Below are 13,809 nucleotides of genomic sequence, written 5' to 3' on the forward strand. Positions count from 1 at the left end.
TGATATTTTGCAAGCGCCTGGACTCCAGTAAATAATTGATTCCAGTAAAAAAAGTTTTAAGAAAGCATGATCCACTTCCCTAAAACTTTTTTGTATAACTCCATATTCCAAACGGACCACATTTTACTAGTGGGATAATGCAAAATGCGTCTAAAGTGCGTAGACTGACTTTGACTCCGTCTCTCTTGCGAAAACCTCTTTTGGACATCCGTGGTCAATGACCACACCTTTTTCCATAACCACAACTTGGTCTGCGCTCTCTAGGGCATCCTTTTTATTGTGGGTTACAAAAATTGTGGTTATACCCGCTCTTCTTAAGATGCTTTCCAGTTCATCACGAATCTTGTCATGAAGGTGGGCGTCTAAGTTGCTAAAAGGTTCATCCATGAGTAAGAGTTTTGGCTCAGGTGCTAGGGCTCTTGCCAGAGCCACACGCTGCTGCTGACCACCACTGAGTTCATGGGGGTATCTCTTTCCAAGACCCTTTAAATCAACAAGGGCAAGCATTTCATCCACTCTTTTTTTCTTCTCTTGCCGACGCATTTTTTCAAGACCAAACATAATATTTTTTTCCACAGTTAAGTGGGGGAATAAGGCGTAGTCCTGAAAAACCATGCCCAGACCTCTTTCTTCAGGCAGGAGGTTGGTTTTACCAGAATAAAAGTCTTTGCCCCCCACTGAAATTTCACCCGAAAGGGGCGTTTCCAGACCAGCAAGAACACGAAGTGTTGTGCTCTTACCTGACCCACTCTCGCCAACAATGGCCAAAATATGTCCTTGTTCCATCCCAAAGGCCACTTGGTTTAATATCAACTCATCAGAACCTCTGTATTTGAAATCGATTCCGTTCATTTTAAGATACACGACTTTGCCCCCTCGTTCTAGACTGGTACCGCTGAAGTATAAATATAAGTAGTAAACTGATAAATATAATGAAAATCGACGGCACAGCCGCTTCATGAATCATTTCATCGTTGGCATATTCAAAGGCCTTTGTCGCTAGGGTATCGAAGTTGAAAGGTCTTAGAATAAGCGTTAAAGGCAGTTCTTTGAGCATGTCTATAAAGACCATGACAAAGCCACCAATTAGGGCTGAATGAATCATAGGCAGATCCACTTTAAAGAAGGTTTCTACACTATTCATTCCAAGCATTCTTGAGGCTTCATGATACTTTCGACCGATTTTATTAAAGCCGGAATCCACATTGTTATAACCTATAGCTAAAAATCTAAGCACATAGGCAAAGAGAAGCATGGCTATGCTGGTGCTGAGGACCAGGGTCTTGTTCAGGTGGAACCAGTCCCTATACACCGGTGTCAAGAACCTGTCTAGACCAACAAAAAGGATGATAACCCCCACAGAAATGACGGCGCCCGGAATGGAATAGCCAAGTGAAACAGCCCCTGAGTGTAGTCTTGTCAGTCTCGATGTGGACAGCCTATTATGGTTGGCCACAATAACCGCAACCACAAGAATAATGGCGGTAGATACAATAGACACAAAAAGTGTGTTTCTAATCAGTTCTACCAGCTCGGTGGAAAAGAGTCTGTCCCTTGACAAATACGACCAGTGGACAAGCTGTGCCAGGGGAATAATAAAGCCAAGCATGAAAATAAAGAGTCCATATCCACTCGCAAGAATTTTTTGCCAACCCTTCAGTGGAATGCGCACCATGCTTCTTTGCTTTGTTGTTGTCATGCTATACTTTCGTCGACCACGAACAATTTTTTCACCAGCCAGTGTCGTAAAGACAAAGACCATTAAAATTGCTGATAGCCTTATAGCTGCACTTAAATCACCCATGGAAAACCAGGCTTTGAAAATCGCTGTGCTAAAGGCTGGCACCCCGTAATACTTGACGACACCGTAGTCATTTAAAACTTCCATAACCACTAGGCTGGCACCGCCAACAACGGCTCCCCTAGCCAGTGGTGCTATAACTGTAAAAAATAACTTTGCTGGCCTATGACCAAGCACACGGGCACTTTCTATAAGAGAGCTTGTATGTCTTGATAAAAAAGACCTTGTCACTGTATACACATATGGATACAGAAAAATTGTGAATATAAAGACCACACCCGGCAGGTGCATGATGTTAAAAAACTTTTGATTGACGCTTATATTCATTTCATTTCGTAAAAATGTTTGAATCACACCTGTGTATGTGAGTAGACCATGGTAGGTGTAAGAACCAATATAGGCAGGTATAGCCAGGGGCAGCATAAGTCCCCACTTCAATATGTTCCTAAAAGGAAATTCAAACACCGTGACAAGCCAAGCCAGACTCATTCCAATAATGGCCGTTGCCAGTGCTGTAAACGTCACAATTAATACTGTGTTGAGCATGTACTTGTTGAGCATATACTCTTTAATATGTTCCCAGTTTTCACTTCCACCGCCGAATAAGAGTTGGTAGACAATCACCACAATCGGAAGCAAAAGCAGGCCGATGCTGGCATTTGCCAGCTTCGACCATATATCTGCTTTTCTATTCATTTTGACCCCTATTGCCCTATAGGACTTGTCTTATTGCCAGTTTACTTCGTTAAAGATTTCAACGGCTCTTAGGTTGTTTTCACCTAGAACTGAAAGGTTAATGTCTTGTGTCTTGAATTCGCCCCATGACTTAAGAAGTTCTGATGCTTCTACATTTGGGTTTACAGGATACTCATAATTTGCGCTTGAAAACTCGCCTTGAGCTTTTTCTGACGTTAGGAATTCAATCAGCTTCACTGCATTTTCTTTATTCTTAGAGTGCTTAGCAAGACCAGCACCACTTACATTAACGTGTGTTCCCGTTGTTTCTTGGTTAGGGAAGAATACGCCAACATTCTGTGCAACATTCACTTCTTCTGGGTTGTCAGAGTTTAGCATTTTACCGATGTAGTATGTGTTCATGATGGCTAAGTCACCTTCACCTGCTACAACAGCTGTTGCCTGTGCTCTGTCATTGCCTTGAGGTTCACGCGCCATGTTCTTAACAAGGCCTTCTGCCCAAGCTTTTGCCTCTTCTTCACCAGAAACTTCAATGAATGATGCTAGAAGGGACTGGTTATAGATGTTTGATGAAGAACGCACTAGGATTTTTCCTTCCCACTTTGGATCTGTTAGGTCTTCATATGTTGATAGCATGTCTGGTGTCACTCTGTCTTTTGCGTAAACGATCACACGACCACGCATTGTTAGACCAATCCAAGTGCTGTCTTTGTCTCTTAGATTTTCTGGTACGTTTGCATCAACAAGGTCACTTTCAACCGTTTGAAGTAGACCTGCATCTTTAGCTCTGAACAGACGACCTGCATCAGCTGTGATTAGAAGGTCGGCTTCTGTATCAGCATCTTCACGCTTCATACGTTCAATAAGTTCATCACCTTTACCCTTGATGACGTTAACTTCAATGCCAGTTTCTTCAGTAAACTGCTTGTAAAGCTCAGCGTCTGTGTCATAGTGACGATCTGTGTATAGGTTAACAACACCAGCCTCAACGGGTTCTGATGTTTCTTCTTTATTTTCTTCAACCTTGTCTTCAACCGCTGTTTCTCCTGCCGTGTTTTCTGCAGGCGCCTCTTCAGCTGGTGCCGCACACCCGGCAAGCACAGCCATTGCCATAATCATTGCCATTAATAAAGTAATGAACTTCTTCATGTTTTTCCTCCACCTCAACTATGTAAATGGTTTAAGTATTTGACGTTATTTTGAATGTCAAACTCCTTGTCATTGATAACGATTGTCGTTATCAGCAACATAATGTATTTTAATTGATATTTATTATCATGTCAATACAATTTTATTCCCGCAATATTTTAGTCAAATTTCTACATTAAAGCTCGTTCAAACTTTGTTTTAAAAAAGACTGGTCTATTCATATTTTTTTAAAATTTGCCCATTATAATAGCCTTATCCAGTTCATTTTACAGGCCTAAAAAAATACATGTAACTCGTTTAAATAATCTTGGAGGTGTATTTTAGTGCGTATGATTCCCAGAAAAATTTTCATGAAGCAATTTGAGACGTGGAAATCTGGAGGTTATAGCCTGATTGACTTCACAAATGCCAAGGTGGATTTAAGTGCTATGCCCCATTACTACCAAAATAAATTTAAGCAGATACAGCGAAATGTTGAAAAAAACTACTTCCTGAACCACCTGATTTACCATAAGCTTGCACGGGTGAACCTTGTGAAGAATACTTACTATTTTGAGCCGGATTTCTTATACGGTTTACTTAATAGTGGGCAGATAGAGACACTTAGGGACAGACAAGCTTTTTATGGGGATAAAAAAACGGGACTGAGTCAGTGACTCGGTCCCGTTTCTATATGTGAACTGATGTGGGCTTGAATGATATTTTGTAGGTTGATCAATTCCTAGAACGACCGCCGTTTCTAGGCCCACCACTTCTTTCAGCTCCCCGTTCAAATGCCTTTAGGTGATTTTCTGATGCTGATTTTAGACTTTCAAATACACTTCGTATATCGTCTGGTAGTTCCTGATCTAAAAATTTATCGTACATTGCTATATTAGCTATTTCAGCCTGAACACCTACTGTAAATGCTTCTGCGAGCGTCTCGGGAATAAGCAGATGGTCTACCGCTGTGTCCTCGATAAGTTCAACCCTATATTCTTCAAACAGAGGTAGGAGCCACTCTATATGACGTTCTTCTGATTTTTCAATATTTGAAAATGGACGCTGTTCTCCAAATACATTCTGAATAGCATTATATTCTGCTCTTGCGGCGTATTCATCCTGCAAGGCGTAAATCAGCATTTCTTCAATGGAATATTCATTGGTGTATTCGCCTTTTTCAGCCGCTCCAGCAGAACCGTAATCAGCGCCATCTGCAAACGTCACTGTACTCATAACCAACATTACCGCTAGACTTAGTCCCATCATTCTTTGAATCATCTTATTCATTTTAAAATCTCCTTTCGTTTCCTGTTTATGTGTATATAGTAATGGAGATTTGTGACAGTCATATGACAATTGGGTGTATGTTTAAGGTTGGTTTAAGTTATTGGTTTATAAAAGGCTTCTATCTATCCTTTTGCTATTTAAGTGAGTCTAATATAGATATGATCTCGGATTTTAAGTTCGTATCAAGAGTATAATATTCGGTAACTTCTTCAGAATCTGTATTTCCTGTTGTAATTTCAATATAGTTAGGATATACCACAACTCGATTCATTTCTCCCTCATATCTATGAGAAATGAATGCTAATGCACCATTATTATGCGCAATCATTAATCCGCCTTGAATATTTGATGCATAGGGTCTTTCAAAGTTGATCTTTAGCTCAGTATTAACAATCTCAATATTTTCAGACGTGTTTTGACTAAACTTAAAATACTCTTTAGTTTTCATATCAGAAATTAGATTATTTAGTGTTAAAAGATTACTTTCATCTTTCACAATTACATTTGAATCTAATATTTTATCCTCTCCATATGTGAAAAAACCTATTGTTGCAGCGTTATTTTGAAACTCAGGAATACGTGACTTATCATATGATTTCTTCATTGAAGTGGAGTCTATGATTTCTTGAAGTTTTAGTAAATCCTCTTCAGTGCCATTCGCTGTAAACTCGTTATATACCAATCCATCCTTATACTCAACAACAGAAATTGTGTTGTCAAATACTTGAATATTCTTTACAACATCGTTAGATACTCTACTTATTAAGGTGAAATTATTACCAGTTGGTATTTCAAACAAATCATAACTATCAAACAGAATAGTGTATTTTTCAATTAATGTATCTATAACATTTATTACATCTTCATCCGTCTCTATAAAATAATTAAAATCAATTCCACCATTGCCTAGTTTGGTAACTTCAATTTCACAAAAATCATTATTTTTTTGAATGAATATAGTTACTGATAATACTATTAAAAGTGAAACAGACAACAGCGCTATTAATACTTTCTTTTTTTTCATTTAAAAGCTCCTAGTTATATAGTCTATTATGGCACAAGCATATACAATCTTATATTTACTGTCGCTTACTGTACGATAAGTGATCCTTCCCACTTAAAGACTTTTGTTTCACCATCTTCTCTGTATGTGATTTTTGATCGTTTTCCTCTATATCTACATGCAATAAAGCCTCGATTGGGATCCATTAGTGTCATACCAAAACCACTTGATGAATATCTATATCCCGCTAAAACCATTGAGTGACCATTTCTAGGTGAAGAAGAGAACCATTGAGTGAATACTGGAAGATCGTTATCTATGACTTTAACGATCTGTGATTCAGTCATTACTCCACCCATTTGAGTTGTAAATCCATATTTCTGAAAAGCAGCTTCTGCTTTTATAAGGTTTGCACCGCCATTTGCTCCATTTTTGTATTCGACTCCCATATCATCACAAATTTGACCAGGCGATTTTGAAATGCCATCTATGTAATAGATCATTGAAGTTATGCAACATGCCCAACAGTAACCATATGAACCTTGTCGCTGAATAGGTACACTCAATTTTGTTCCATTACTTCTGGATAGTGAAGCACCTCTAAATAATGACATTAATCCGTACGCTGGTTGTTCTTGAACATCAATAATATGTGCCGTAGATACTTTGCCAGATGTCTTTATCGCAAAATCATATGATTCCACATCCGTTGATAAATTACTATAATACTGCCCATTATCAACTATTATGCTATAGATACCTGTAAGTATACCATTCTGGTAAAGTGGATATTCAATAATCTCATATCCATCAGAAGAGTAAGAATACTCAGGTGTTGATAGATGATATGAACTCGATAACATTGAGGTGCTTGATCCATTTACACTTTCTAGTGATTTAATTAGAGTTGGTAAATCGTTATTAATAAAGTCAGTTAGTTTGGAATTATTTCCTGCAAATGATGCCGGTGTAATTCCCGGAATAAGCATTGTCATTACTAAAATTAAAGCAAGTGTCTTTTTCATTTTGTCCTCTTTCATTGTGTCCTTAAATGCTTGTGCCAAAATAATGTGGTGCATGATTCCTGAGAGTAAGTGTAACACACAACATACCTAATTATACATATAATTACACATAAAGCACTTATAACCACATGAATGATCTCATTTAATACAGAAGAACTTCATTACTACGATTACTGAAAAATGAAATGACACCACCAGTCTGAGAAAGTCTAAGATTTACCCTAACACATTTTTCGCTGGCGAACCGAGGGAGGATGTTAGTCGAGTAAGCCACTTTTTGTATAAAAAAATGAATGGACGAACCATCTTAACTTGCGCTACGATGGGGTCCATTCATTTGTTGGAATTTTAGTAATCAGTCTTTATTCTCAAAAACCAATCTTTATTAAATCTGAGCGATCTTTATTATTATTTTTCACAACCGTATTTTTCCACTTACACCCTACTCAACAGTAACAGACTTAGCCAAGTTACGTGGCTTGTCAACGTCATTGCCACGTGCTAGGGAAACGTAGTATGCGAATAGTTGCATTGGAACAACGCTTAAGATAGGAGCCAGTACATCAAGAGTTCTTGGAATCCAAAGGACTTCATCTGCAACTTTTTCTATCTCTTCATGACCACGCTGGGCGATAGCAACAACATATGCCCCTCTTGCCTTAACTTCCTTAATATTGGATAGCATTTTATCAAATATATGCTCTTGTGTGGCATAGGCTACAACAAGTGTGCCTTCTTCAATAAGGGCAATTGTACCGTGCTTTAGCTCACCTGCTGCAATGGCAAATGAATTAATGTAAGAAATTTCTTTTAGCTTTAATGAAGCTTCAAAGGCAATGTCCACATCCACGCCACGTCCCATGAAGAATACACTTTCATTATTAAATTGAGTGTCTGCAAGCTGTTGAACTGTTTCGTAATTATCAAGCACAGTTTGTATTGCTTCTGGCATATCCTTTAAGTGTTTAAGCAGTTCATTGTACTTAGCGTCATCAACCGTGCCCTTAAGTCTACCCATATACATAGCAATTAGATAGAAGGCTGTTAATTGTGTTGTGTAGGCTTTCGTTGAAGCCACACCAATTTCTGGACCAGCCCATGTGTAGAAGACGTCATGGGAATCACGTGCCACTGATGATCCTACAACATTAACAATACTCATGATGCGGGCACCACGTCTTTTGGCTTCACGTAATGACTGTAGTGTGTCTAGAGTTTCACCCGACTGGGAAACTGCAATAAATAGAGTTTTATCATCAATAAATGGATCTCTATATCTGAACTCTGAAGCAATATCCACTTCCACCGGAATATTGGCTAGCTTTTCAATGGCATATTTGCCAACAAGCCCTGCATGGTAGGCTGTACCACACGCTACAATGTATATTTTATTGAAGTTTTCAAGATCTTCTTTTGTCAGTTTAATGCCATCAAGAACGATGTTATCATCTGCATCCAGTCTTCTGTGAAGGGTTGCATGAACGCCTGTTGGTTGCTCGTTAATTTCTTTGATTGTGAAGTGCTCGTAGCCTTCTTTTTCAGCTGCATCAGCACTCCAAGTGACTTCAAATACCTCTCTGCTAACCTTTTGGCCAAGGGCATCAAAGATTGTTATATCGTCTTTCGTTAATAGAACTGTTTCATCATTTTCAATCAGATAAACATTCTTTGTATACTTCAATATAGCTGGAATATCTGAAGCAAGGAAGTTTTCACCTTCGCCTATGCCGACAATAAGTGGGCTGTCTTTACGTACGGCAACTATCTTGTCTGGCTCATCCTTACAGATGACCCCAATGGCATAAGCGCCCTCCATCTTTTCTACCGCTTTATTTACAGCTTTAAGAAGATCGCCTTCATAAAAGTATGCCACAAGGTGGGCAATGACTTCTGTGTCTGTTTCAGACTTGAATTCAATGCCTTCTTCAATAAGCCAGTCTTTCAGTTTCATGTAGTTTTCAATGATCCCATTATGAATAACAGCTATGTCTCCAGATTGGTTCAAATGAGGGTGGGCATTGATCACAGATGGTTCTCCATGTGTCGCCCAACGTGTATGACCTATACCTACAGAAGCTGTTAATGGTGATTCTTCAAGCATATTTTCTAGGTTTTTCAGCCGTCCCTTACATTTTCTAACATCAAGATTTTGAGCCTCTGAATTATACACAGCAACACCTGCTGAGTCATAGCCTCTGTATTCTAGTCTTGATAGACCATTTATAAGAACTGGAACCGCTTGATTATTACCTATATAACCTACAATACCGCACATATTTTATTTCTCCCTTCAGTACTTTCCTGTAATTAATACATCTACGTATGTTGATTAACTGAGTCGTTGTTAAAGAGAGTTCTATTAGTAGTTCTTGTTTTTAATGTAGTTGTTGTTTTGAATAATGCCTTCCATTCGTTCATGGAATTAAAACCAATGCGTATACTTATATCTACACCAGCTTATTTCATATACTTCTCAAAAAAACATAAAGAGACCCACTATGGCCTCCATTTTCTTAAAGAGTGATCTTCTTTCACTATCATTCAATAAGTTTATCTGCACTAAAAAAGCGCATACACTTATGAGATGCACTCCATTAAGCCCATTTTCAATTCTCATCCATCTCGGTTTGTCACACAGATCACTCCATGCTTTTGCAAGACTTTAACGGTAATGAGTTACCGCAGGGCACCCGCCGAATAATTCGATAAACCCTGTCCTCGTCAACTGACATTTGTCAGTCCTGGCGCTTCTTGTCGTTTAGTTGTCAGCTTATTAACGTTCTTCACCTCCAAGTGAACACTCTAATATTCCTACTTTTTACAATCGACTCTATAACAGTATAGCAAACTTATACCCCAATTCAATAGCTTTATTATTTTTGTCATATATTTGTCATTAAATTTATTTCCATTTCGTAACAAATGGGCGCATGTGAAATTTTAATAATTTTTCTTGCATTATTCCGCTATTTCGGTATATTTTAGGTCGTATTTTTACAATTTTTCGCTAAGTGTTACACAATTTTTTGACTATTTGCAGTTTTTAGATTATTATTTAGGGTAAGTACTATGCTGAAGGGGGGATACTTTAACGTAGTTAACAAGCTTTTTCATAGTTGTGCCTACAATAAAAAAAATATGGAGTACAAAAAAATTTTATTAGCTAAATTTTATTAACTAATATATATATTTTGTACACAACCATATACTTTTACGGTATAATCGACTGAAAGTTTGTTACATACACGTAACAAGTATGCTATAATTTTATTTCATTTTCTATCACATTTTGTAGGAGGACGAATTTTATGCAGAAAAGAGAAAATTGGGGTTCTCGACTCGGCTTTATTATGGCTGCAGCAGGCTCCGCAGTAGGTCTCGGTAACATCTGGAAGTTTCCATTTACAGCTGGTCAAAACGGCGGTGGCGCTTTCGTAATTGTTTACTTGATCTTTGTCGCACTTATAGGTTTTAGCGTTATGCTTACAGAATTTGCGGTTGGCCGAAGAAGACAACTTGTAGCTGTAGGTGCTTTCAAGTCTGTTGATAAGAGATGGACTTTCACAGGCGTTCTTGGCGTATTATCCGGTTTCTTAATCATGGGCTTCTACCCAGTAGTTGGCGGATGGGCAATTGCTTATGTCTTTAAATCAGCAAGTGGCCTTCTAAGTAACCCAGCTGGTATCGGTGATGCATTTGGTGCCTTCATTACAAGCGGTGTTGAACCACTTGTATGGATGGTTGTCTTCCTAGCACTTAACATCATTATCGTTGCTCGTGGTATTTCTTCTGGTATTGAAAAAGCTGGTAAAGTTCTTATGCCACTGCTTTTCCTTATCCTGATTGTAATTGCTGCAAGAGGTCTTATGCTTCCAAATGCATGGGCTGGTATGGAATTCCTATTTAAACCTGACTTCTCTAAAATTAACGGCTCAGTTATTCTGGCTGCCCTTGGTCAGGCCTTCTTCTCGCTATCTCTTGGTATGGGATGTATGATTACATACGGTTCTTACCTCAACAAAGATGAAAACCTTGTGAGTAACGCTGCTATTGTAACAACGATGGATACAGCTGTAGCACTTCTAGCTGGTATCGCAATGTTCCCTGCAATGTTCTCATTTGGTATGGAACCTGCTGCTGGACCTGGTCTAGTATTCGTGGTTGTTCCTACAATTTTCGCTGAAATGGGTGGCGCAGGTACCCTATTTGCAATTCTCTTCTTCGTTGCACTGACTGTTGCGGCTCTTACATCTTCTGTATCGCTTCTTGAAGTTGTTGTTGCCTTCCTAATGGATGAAAAGGGTTTCGAAAGAAAGAAAGCAGTATTTGGTACATCTGCAGTTATGGCTGTTCTTTGTGTTCTAGCATCTCTATCTCTAGGCGGTATTGGTCCTCAACTGTTTGGTTACGGTGCATTTGATATCTTTGATCTTCTTACTGATAAGATCTTCCTTGCAATTGGCGGTATGCTACTTTGTATCTTTGCTGGTTGGAGACTTAACAAAGAAGACCTTAAAGAAGAAATCACAAACGGTGGTAAAATCGCATTCGGTCTATTCGAATTCTGGTTTGCTATGGTTAAATACGTAATTCCTGTTACAATCGCATTTGTAGCTTACGGTGGTATTGCAAGCGGTTTCGAGAGTGGTGCAGGTCCAATCATGATTATGGGTCTAGTCATCATCGGTGCTTTTGCAGCTATTTCTAAGAAACTTTAAAACAATAGTTTTGCAGAACTCAAGTTATTTTACACTAACTTTCAATTAAATTTTTTAATAAAAAAAGGCTCCAGAACTTATCGTTCTGGAGCCTTTTTAACCTTATTTTTAACTGTATCACTTTAAAGGACTAATTCCTTGTTTCAAACTGATGTCCACAGCTCTTACAGGTAACCCTAACCTTTCCAGCCCCTTTAGGCAGACGCATTTTCGCATAACATTTTTCACATTCTATAACATTGTAGTCAATGAGGTCTTCAATTTTATCTTTGTCAAATCCAACAACCATTTCTCCACCAATGTTAAAAGCTGGTACACCCATAATACCGCTGCTTCTTAAAAGGTCTCTAGCTTCTGTATCTGTTGTTATATCTTTTTCAATGTATTTATATCCCTTTTGCTGCAGATACTCTTTAGCCGTCGAACAGTATGGACATGTGGGTGTCGTAAAAATAATAATATCTTTCATAGTAACCTCCTTTACACTTATCACTAAAGTACAACTGGTATTTTTGTCTTGCAAACATGGCATGCATTGCTTTCAAGTAAGGGTTTTATTTGCCCCTCTGATCTCTCGATCACCTTTGTACCGCATTTTGGGCAGTATGTGTTATGATCCACATCTGGTACATTCCCTAAATATACAAAATTCAAGTGTTTCTTTGCAAGTGTTTCAATTTCAAGAAGTCTAGATATTGAAGTGGCTGGCTTAGTATAATTATGACCTGGATAATATCTGCTTAAGTGAAGTGGTATGTTTGGGCTTATATCTTTTAGCCACTTAAACATGTTTTCAAGTTCTTCCAAATCATCATTTTCCCCTTCAATGATTAGTGTGGTCACCTCCACATGATTGGTATTTGCCATTCTTCGTATGGCTTCCATTACGGGAGCTCTTTCGCCCCTACAGATTTGGTGATAAAATCTATCATTAAAAGCTTTTAGATCAATATTGAATGCATCTATGTAGTTTAAGAGTTCACTCAGCGGATCAGGCATAATATATCCATTGCTAACACAGGCTGTCTTGTAGCCCTTCTCCTTAGCTGCTTTTGCCATATCTAGCATAAACTCATAACCAACCATCGGTTCATTATAGGTAAATGCTATTCCAACATTGTCTTCTCTTTGCGACATAACCTCTAGCAAGTCTTCCTTAGTGTATTCTTTCCCTTCAGCGTCCTCTTCTAAAGCAATTCTTGCATTCTGACAAAAATCACACTTAAAATTACACCCTTTGCTTCCAACTGAAAATATTGATTGTCCTGGCATGAAGTGATAAAACGGTTTTTTTTCAACCGGATCAAAACTTGATGATGTTATAAAGCCGTATGACTTTGCTATAAGAGTGCCACCCTCATTGTATCTGACCTTACATCGGCCATAGGCTTGATCTGCAACAATGCATTGATGTGGACACAATAGACAGTGTATCCTACCATCAGACAACTGTTCATAATATTTTGCTTCATACATTCTGACATCCCCTTTATTCATCTAGTTTTACTCATTTAGTTTAACTCTTTTTATTGGAACATATGTTAGCAAGTCTTTCACTCTTTTGCTTTCAAAAACAGTGATATAGCCAATGTGACACTTAACCGGCTTGACGGTATGTCTCTCTCTAAGGTTTTGCACTGTATCAAGCAGACTAAGCTGGCGTCCTAATGTTATATGAGGTGTAAACGCCTCTGGTTCTTTATGAATACCAATATGCCTAAAGTCCTTTTCAAGGGCATCATACAATTTCTCGAGATGGTAGAGACCACTGGAAGGTCCAATCCATAATATTTTTCTATTTTTCTTTTGAAATGCATTTAAGTCGCCTAGTTCAATCTCAAATGGGGCAAAATGTCTAGCAATATCCTCTAAAGCATGGGTAATCATACTGACCTGCGCACTATCAGTCTCTCCTATAAACCATAATGTTAAGTGGAAATTTTCTTTTCGTGTAAAATTGCCCCTCTCCACATATGGCCGCAAGTCATTTTGGAAGGTCGCTAAGGCTTCGTTTGCCTCTTCTCCCAGTTCAAGTCCAACAAAAACTCTCATAGAACACCTCATTTTTTATTTGCTATCAATTACTTTATACCCGCTTTCACATGAAGCTTACACAAAAAGGCGCCCCGAAAATTCAGGACGCCTAAT

Annotated in this window: 12 protein-coding genes; 2 read left to right on the forward strand and 10 right to left on the reverse strand. The window is 38.4% G+C overall.

The window, feature by feature from the left end; genetic code table 11:
• Nucleotides 1–150 precede the first annotated feature (150 nt).
• From ACQ4KW_RS17765 to ACQ4KW_RS17775, 3 genes are read right to left on the reverse strand one after another with little or no spacing between them, the layout of a single operon-like run.
• Nucleotides 151–864: an ABC transporter ATP-binding protein gene (locus ACQ4KW_RS17765; protein ID WP_430883777.1), complete on the reverse strand. Its 714-nt coding sequence runs from the start codon at nt 862–864 to the stop codon at nt 151–153.
• A complete protein-coding gene (locus ACQ4KW_RS17770) occupies nt 854–2,497 on the reverse strand; it encodes an ABC transporter permease (RefSeq protein ID WP_430883778.1) in 1,644 nt (547 codons plus the stop codon). The genes ACQ4KW_RS17765 and ACQ4KW_RS17770 overlap by 11 nt, the downstream gene beginning before the upstream one ends.
• Nucleotides 2,498–2,527: 30 nt before the next feature.
• Nucleotides 2,528–3,646, reverse strand: coding sequence for a Fe(3+) ABC transporter substrate-binding protein (locus ACQ4KW_RS17775; protein WP_430883779.1), 1,119 nt, complete (start codon nt 3,644–3,646; stop codon nt 2,528–2,530).
• 350 nt (nt 3,647–3,996) lie between these two features.
• Between ACQ4KW_RS17775 and ACQ4KW_RS17780 the strand changes: the two genes are divergently transcribed.
• Nucleotides 3,997–4,302 (forward strand): hypothetical protein, encoded by a 306-nt coding sequence (locus ACQ4KW_RS17780; protein ID WP_430883780.1) that lies wholly within the window; start codon nt 3,997–3,999, stop codon nt 4,300–4,302.
• Nucleotides 4,303–4,360: 58 nt separating this feature from the next.
• On the opposite strand, the gene ACQ4KW_RS17785 is transcribed toward ACQ4KW_RS17780, so the two are convergent.
• The 4 genes from ACQ4KW_RS17785 to glmS all read right to left on the reverse strand — a co-directional run bounded on the left by ACQ4KW_RS17785 (nt 4,361) and on the right by glmS (nt 9,218).
• Nucleotides 4,361–4,915: a ferritin-like domain-containing protein gene (locus ACQ4KW_RS17785; protein WP_430883781.1), complete on the reverse strand. Its 555-nt coding sequence runs from the start codon at nt 4,913–4,915 to the stop codon at nt 4,361–4,363.
• A gap of 133 nt (nt 4,916–5,048) precedes the next feature.
• The gene (locus tag ACQ4KW_RS17790) at nt 5,049–5,939 is read right to left on the reverse strand and encodes a hypothetical protein (RefSeq protein WP_430883782.1); all 891 of its coding nucleotides are present in this window, start codon (nt 5,937–5,939) and stop codon (nt 5,049–5,051) included.
• A 65-nt stretch (nt 5,940–6,004) separates the two neighbouring features.
• Nucleotides 6,005–6,943: a papain-like cysteine protease family protein gene (locus ACQ4KW_RS17795; protein WP_430883783.1), complete on the reverse strand. Its 939-nt coding sequence runs from the start codon at nt 6,941–6,943 to the stop codon at nt 6,005–6,007.
• Nucleotides 6,944–7,385: 442 nt separating this feature from the next.
• The gene (gene glmS / locus ACQ4KW_RS17800) at nt 7,386–9,218 is read right to left on the reverse strand and encodes a glutamine--fructose-6-phosphate transaminase (isomerizing) (protein WP_430883784.1); all 1,833 of its coding nucleotides are present in this window, start codon (nt 9,216–9,218) and stop codon (nt 7,386–7,388) included.
• A gap of 1,033 nt (nt 9,219–10,251) precedes the next feature.
• Between glmS and ACQ4KW_RS17805 the strand changes: the two genes are divergently transcribed.
• Nucleotides 10,252–11,661 carry a sodium-dependent transporter gene (locus ACQ4KW_RS17805; protein WP_430883785.1) on the forward strand — a complete coding sequence of 470 codons (1,410 nt, stop codon included), beginning with the start codon at nt 10,252–10,254 and terminating at the stop codon, nt 11,659–11,661.
• Nucleotides 11,662–11,791: 130 nt separating this feature from the next.
• Here ACQ4KW_RS17805 and ACQ4KW_RS17810 read toward each other — a convergent pair whose 3' ends face one another.
• The 3 genes from ACQ4KW_RS17810 to thpR are packed head-to-tail and all read right to left on the reverse strand — an operon-like array spanning nt 11,792 to nt 13,713.
• On the reverse strand, nt 11,792–12,130 hold the full coding sequence (locus ACQ4KW_RS17810; protein ID WP_430883786.1) for a glutaredoxin domain-containing protein: 339 nt from the start codon (nt 12,128–12,130) through the stop codon (nt 11,792–11,794).
• Between the two features lie 23 nt (nt 12,131–12,153).
• Nucleotides 12,154–13,137 carry an AmmeMemoRadiSam system radical SAM enzyme gene (gene amrS / locus ACQ4KW_RS17815; protein ID WP_430883787.1) on the reverse strand — a complete coding sequence of 328 codons (984 nt, stop codon included), beginning with the start codon at nt 13,135–13,137 and terminating at the stop codon, nt 12,154–12,156.
• 27 nt (nt 13,138–13,164) lie between these two features.
• Nucleotides 13,165–13,713, reverse strand: a complete 549-nt coding sequence (gene thpR / locus ACQ4KW_RS17820) for an RNA 2',3'-cyclic phosphodiesterase (RefSeq protein ID WP_430883788.1) — start codon at nt 13,711–13,713, stop codon at nt 13,165–13,167.
• Between the last annotated feature and the right edge of the window lie 96 nt (nt 13,714–13,809).

This window comes from Tianxiuia mixotrophica, from assembly GCF_050596425.1.
Lineage (GTDB): Bacteria > Bacillota > Clostridia > Peptostreptococcales > Acidaminobacteraceae.

Coding starts and splice junctions, on each gene's coding strand:
- ACQ4KW_RS17770 (WP_430883778.1), bottom strand. CDS start 2,497: ATGAATAGAAAAGCAGATATATGGTCGAAGCTGGCAAATGCCAGCATC.
- ACQ4KW_RS17775 (WP_430883779.1), bottom strand. CDS start 3,646: ATGAAGAAGTTCATTACTTTATTAATGGCAATGATTATGGCAATGGCT.
- ACQ4KW_RS17780 (WP_430883780.1), top strand. CDS start 3,997: ATGAAGCAATTTGAGACGTGGAAATCTGGAGGTTATAGCCTGATTGAC.
- ACQ4KW_RS17785 (WP_430883781.1), bottom strand. CDS start 4,915: ATGAATAAGATGATTCAAAGAATGATGGGACTAAGTCTAGCGGTAATG.
- ACQ4KW_RS17790 (WP_430883782.1), bottom strand. CDS start 5,939: ATGAAAAAAAAGAAAGTATTAATAGCGCTGTTGTCTGTTTCACTTTTA.
- ACQ4KW_RS17795 (WP_430883783.1), bottom strand. CDS start 6,943: ATGAAAAAGACACTTGCTTTAATTTTAGTAATGACAATGCTTATTCCG.
- glmS (WP_430883784.1), bottom strand. CDS start 9,218: ATGTGCGGTATTGTAGGTTATATAGGTAATAATCAAGCGGTTCCAGTT.
- ACQ4KW_RS17805 (WP_430883785.1), top strand. CDS start 10,252: ATGCAGAAAAGAGAAAATTGGGGTTCTCGACTCGGCTTTATTATGGCT.
- ACQ4KW_RS17810 (WP_430883786.1), bottom strand. CDS start 12,130: ATGAAAGATATTATTATTTTTACGACACCCACATGTCCATACTGTTCG.
- amrS (WP_430883787.1), bottom strand. CDS start 13,137: ATGTATGAAGCAAAATATTATGAACAGTTGTCTGATGGTAGGATACAC.
- thpR (WP_430883788.1), bottom strand. CDS start 13,713: ATGAGAGTTTTTGTTGGACTTGAACTGGGAGAAGAGGCAAACGAAGCC.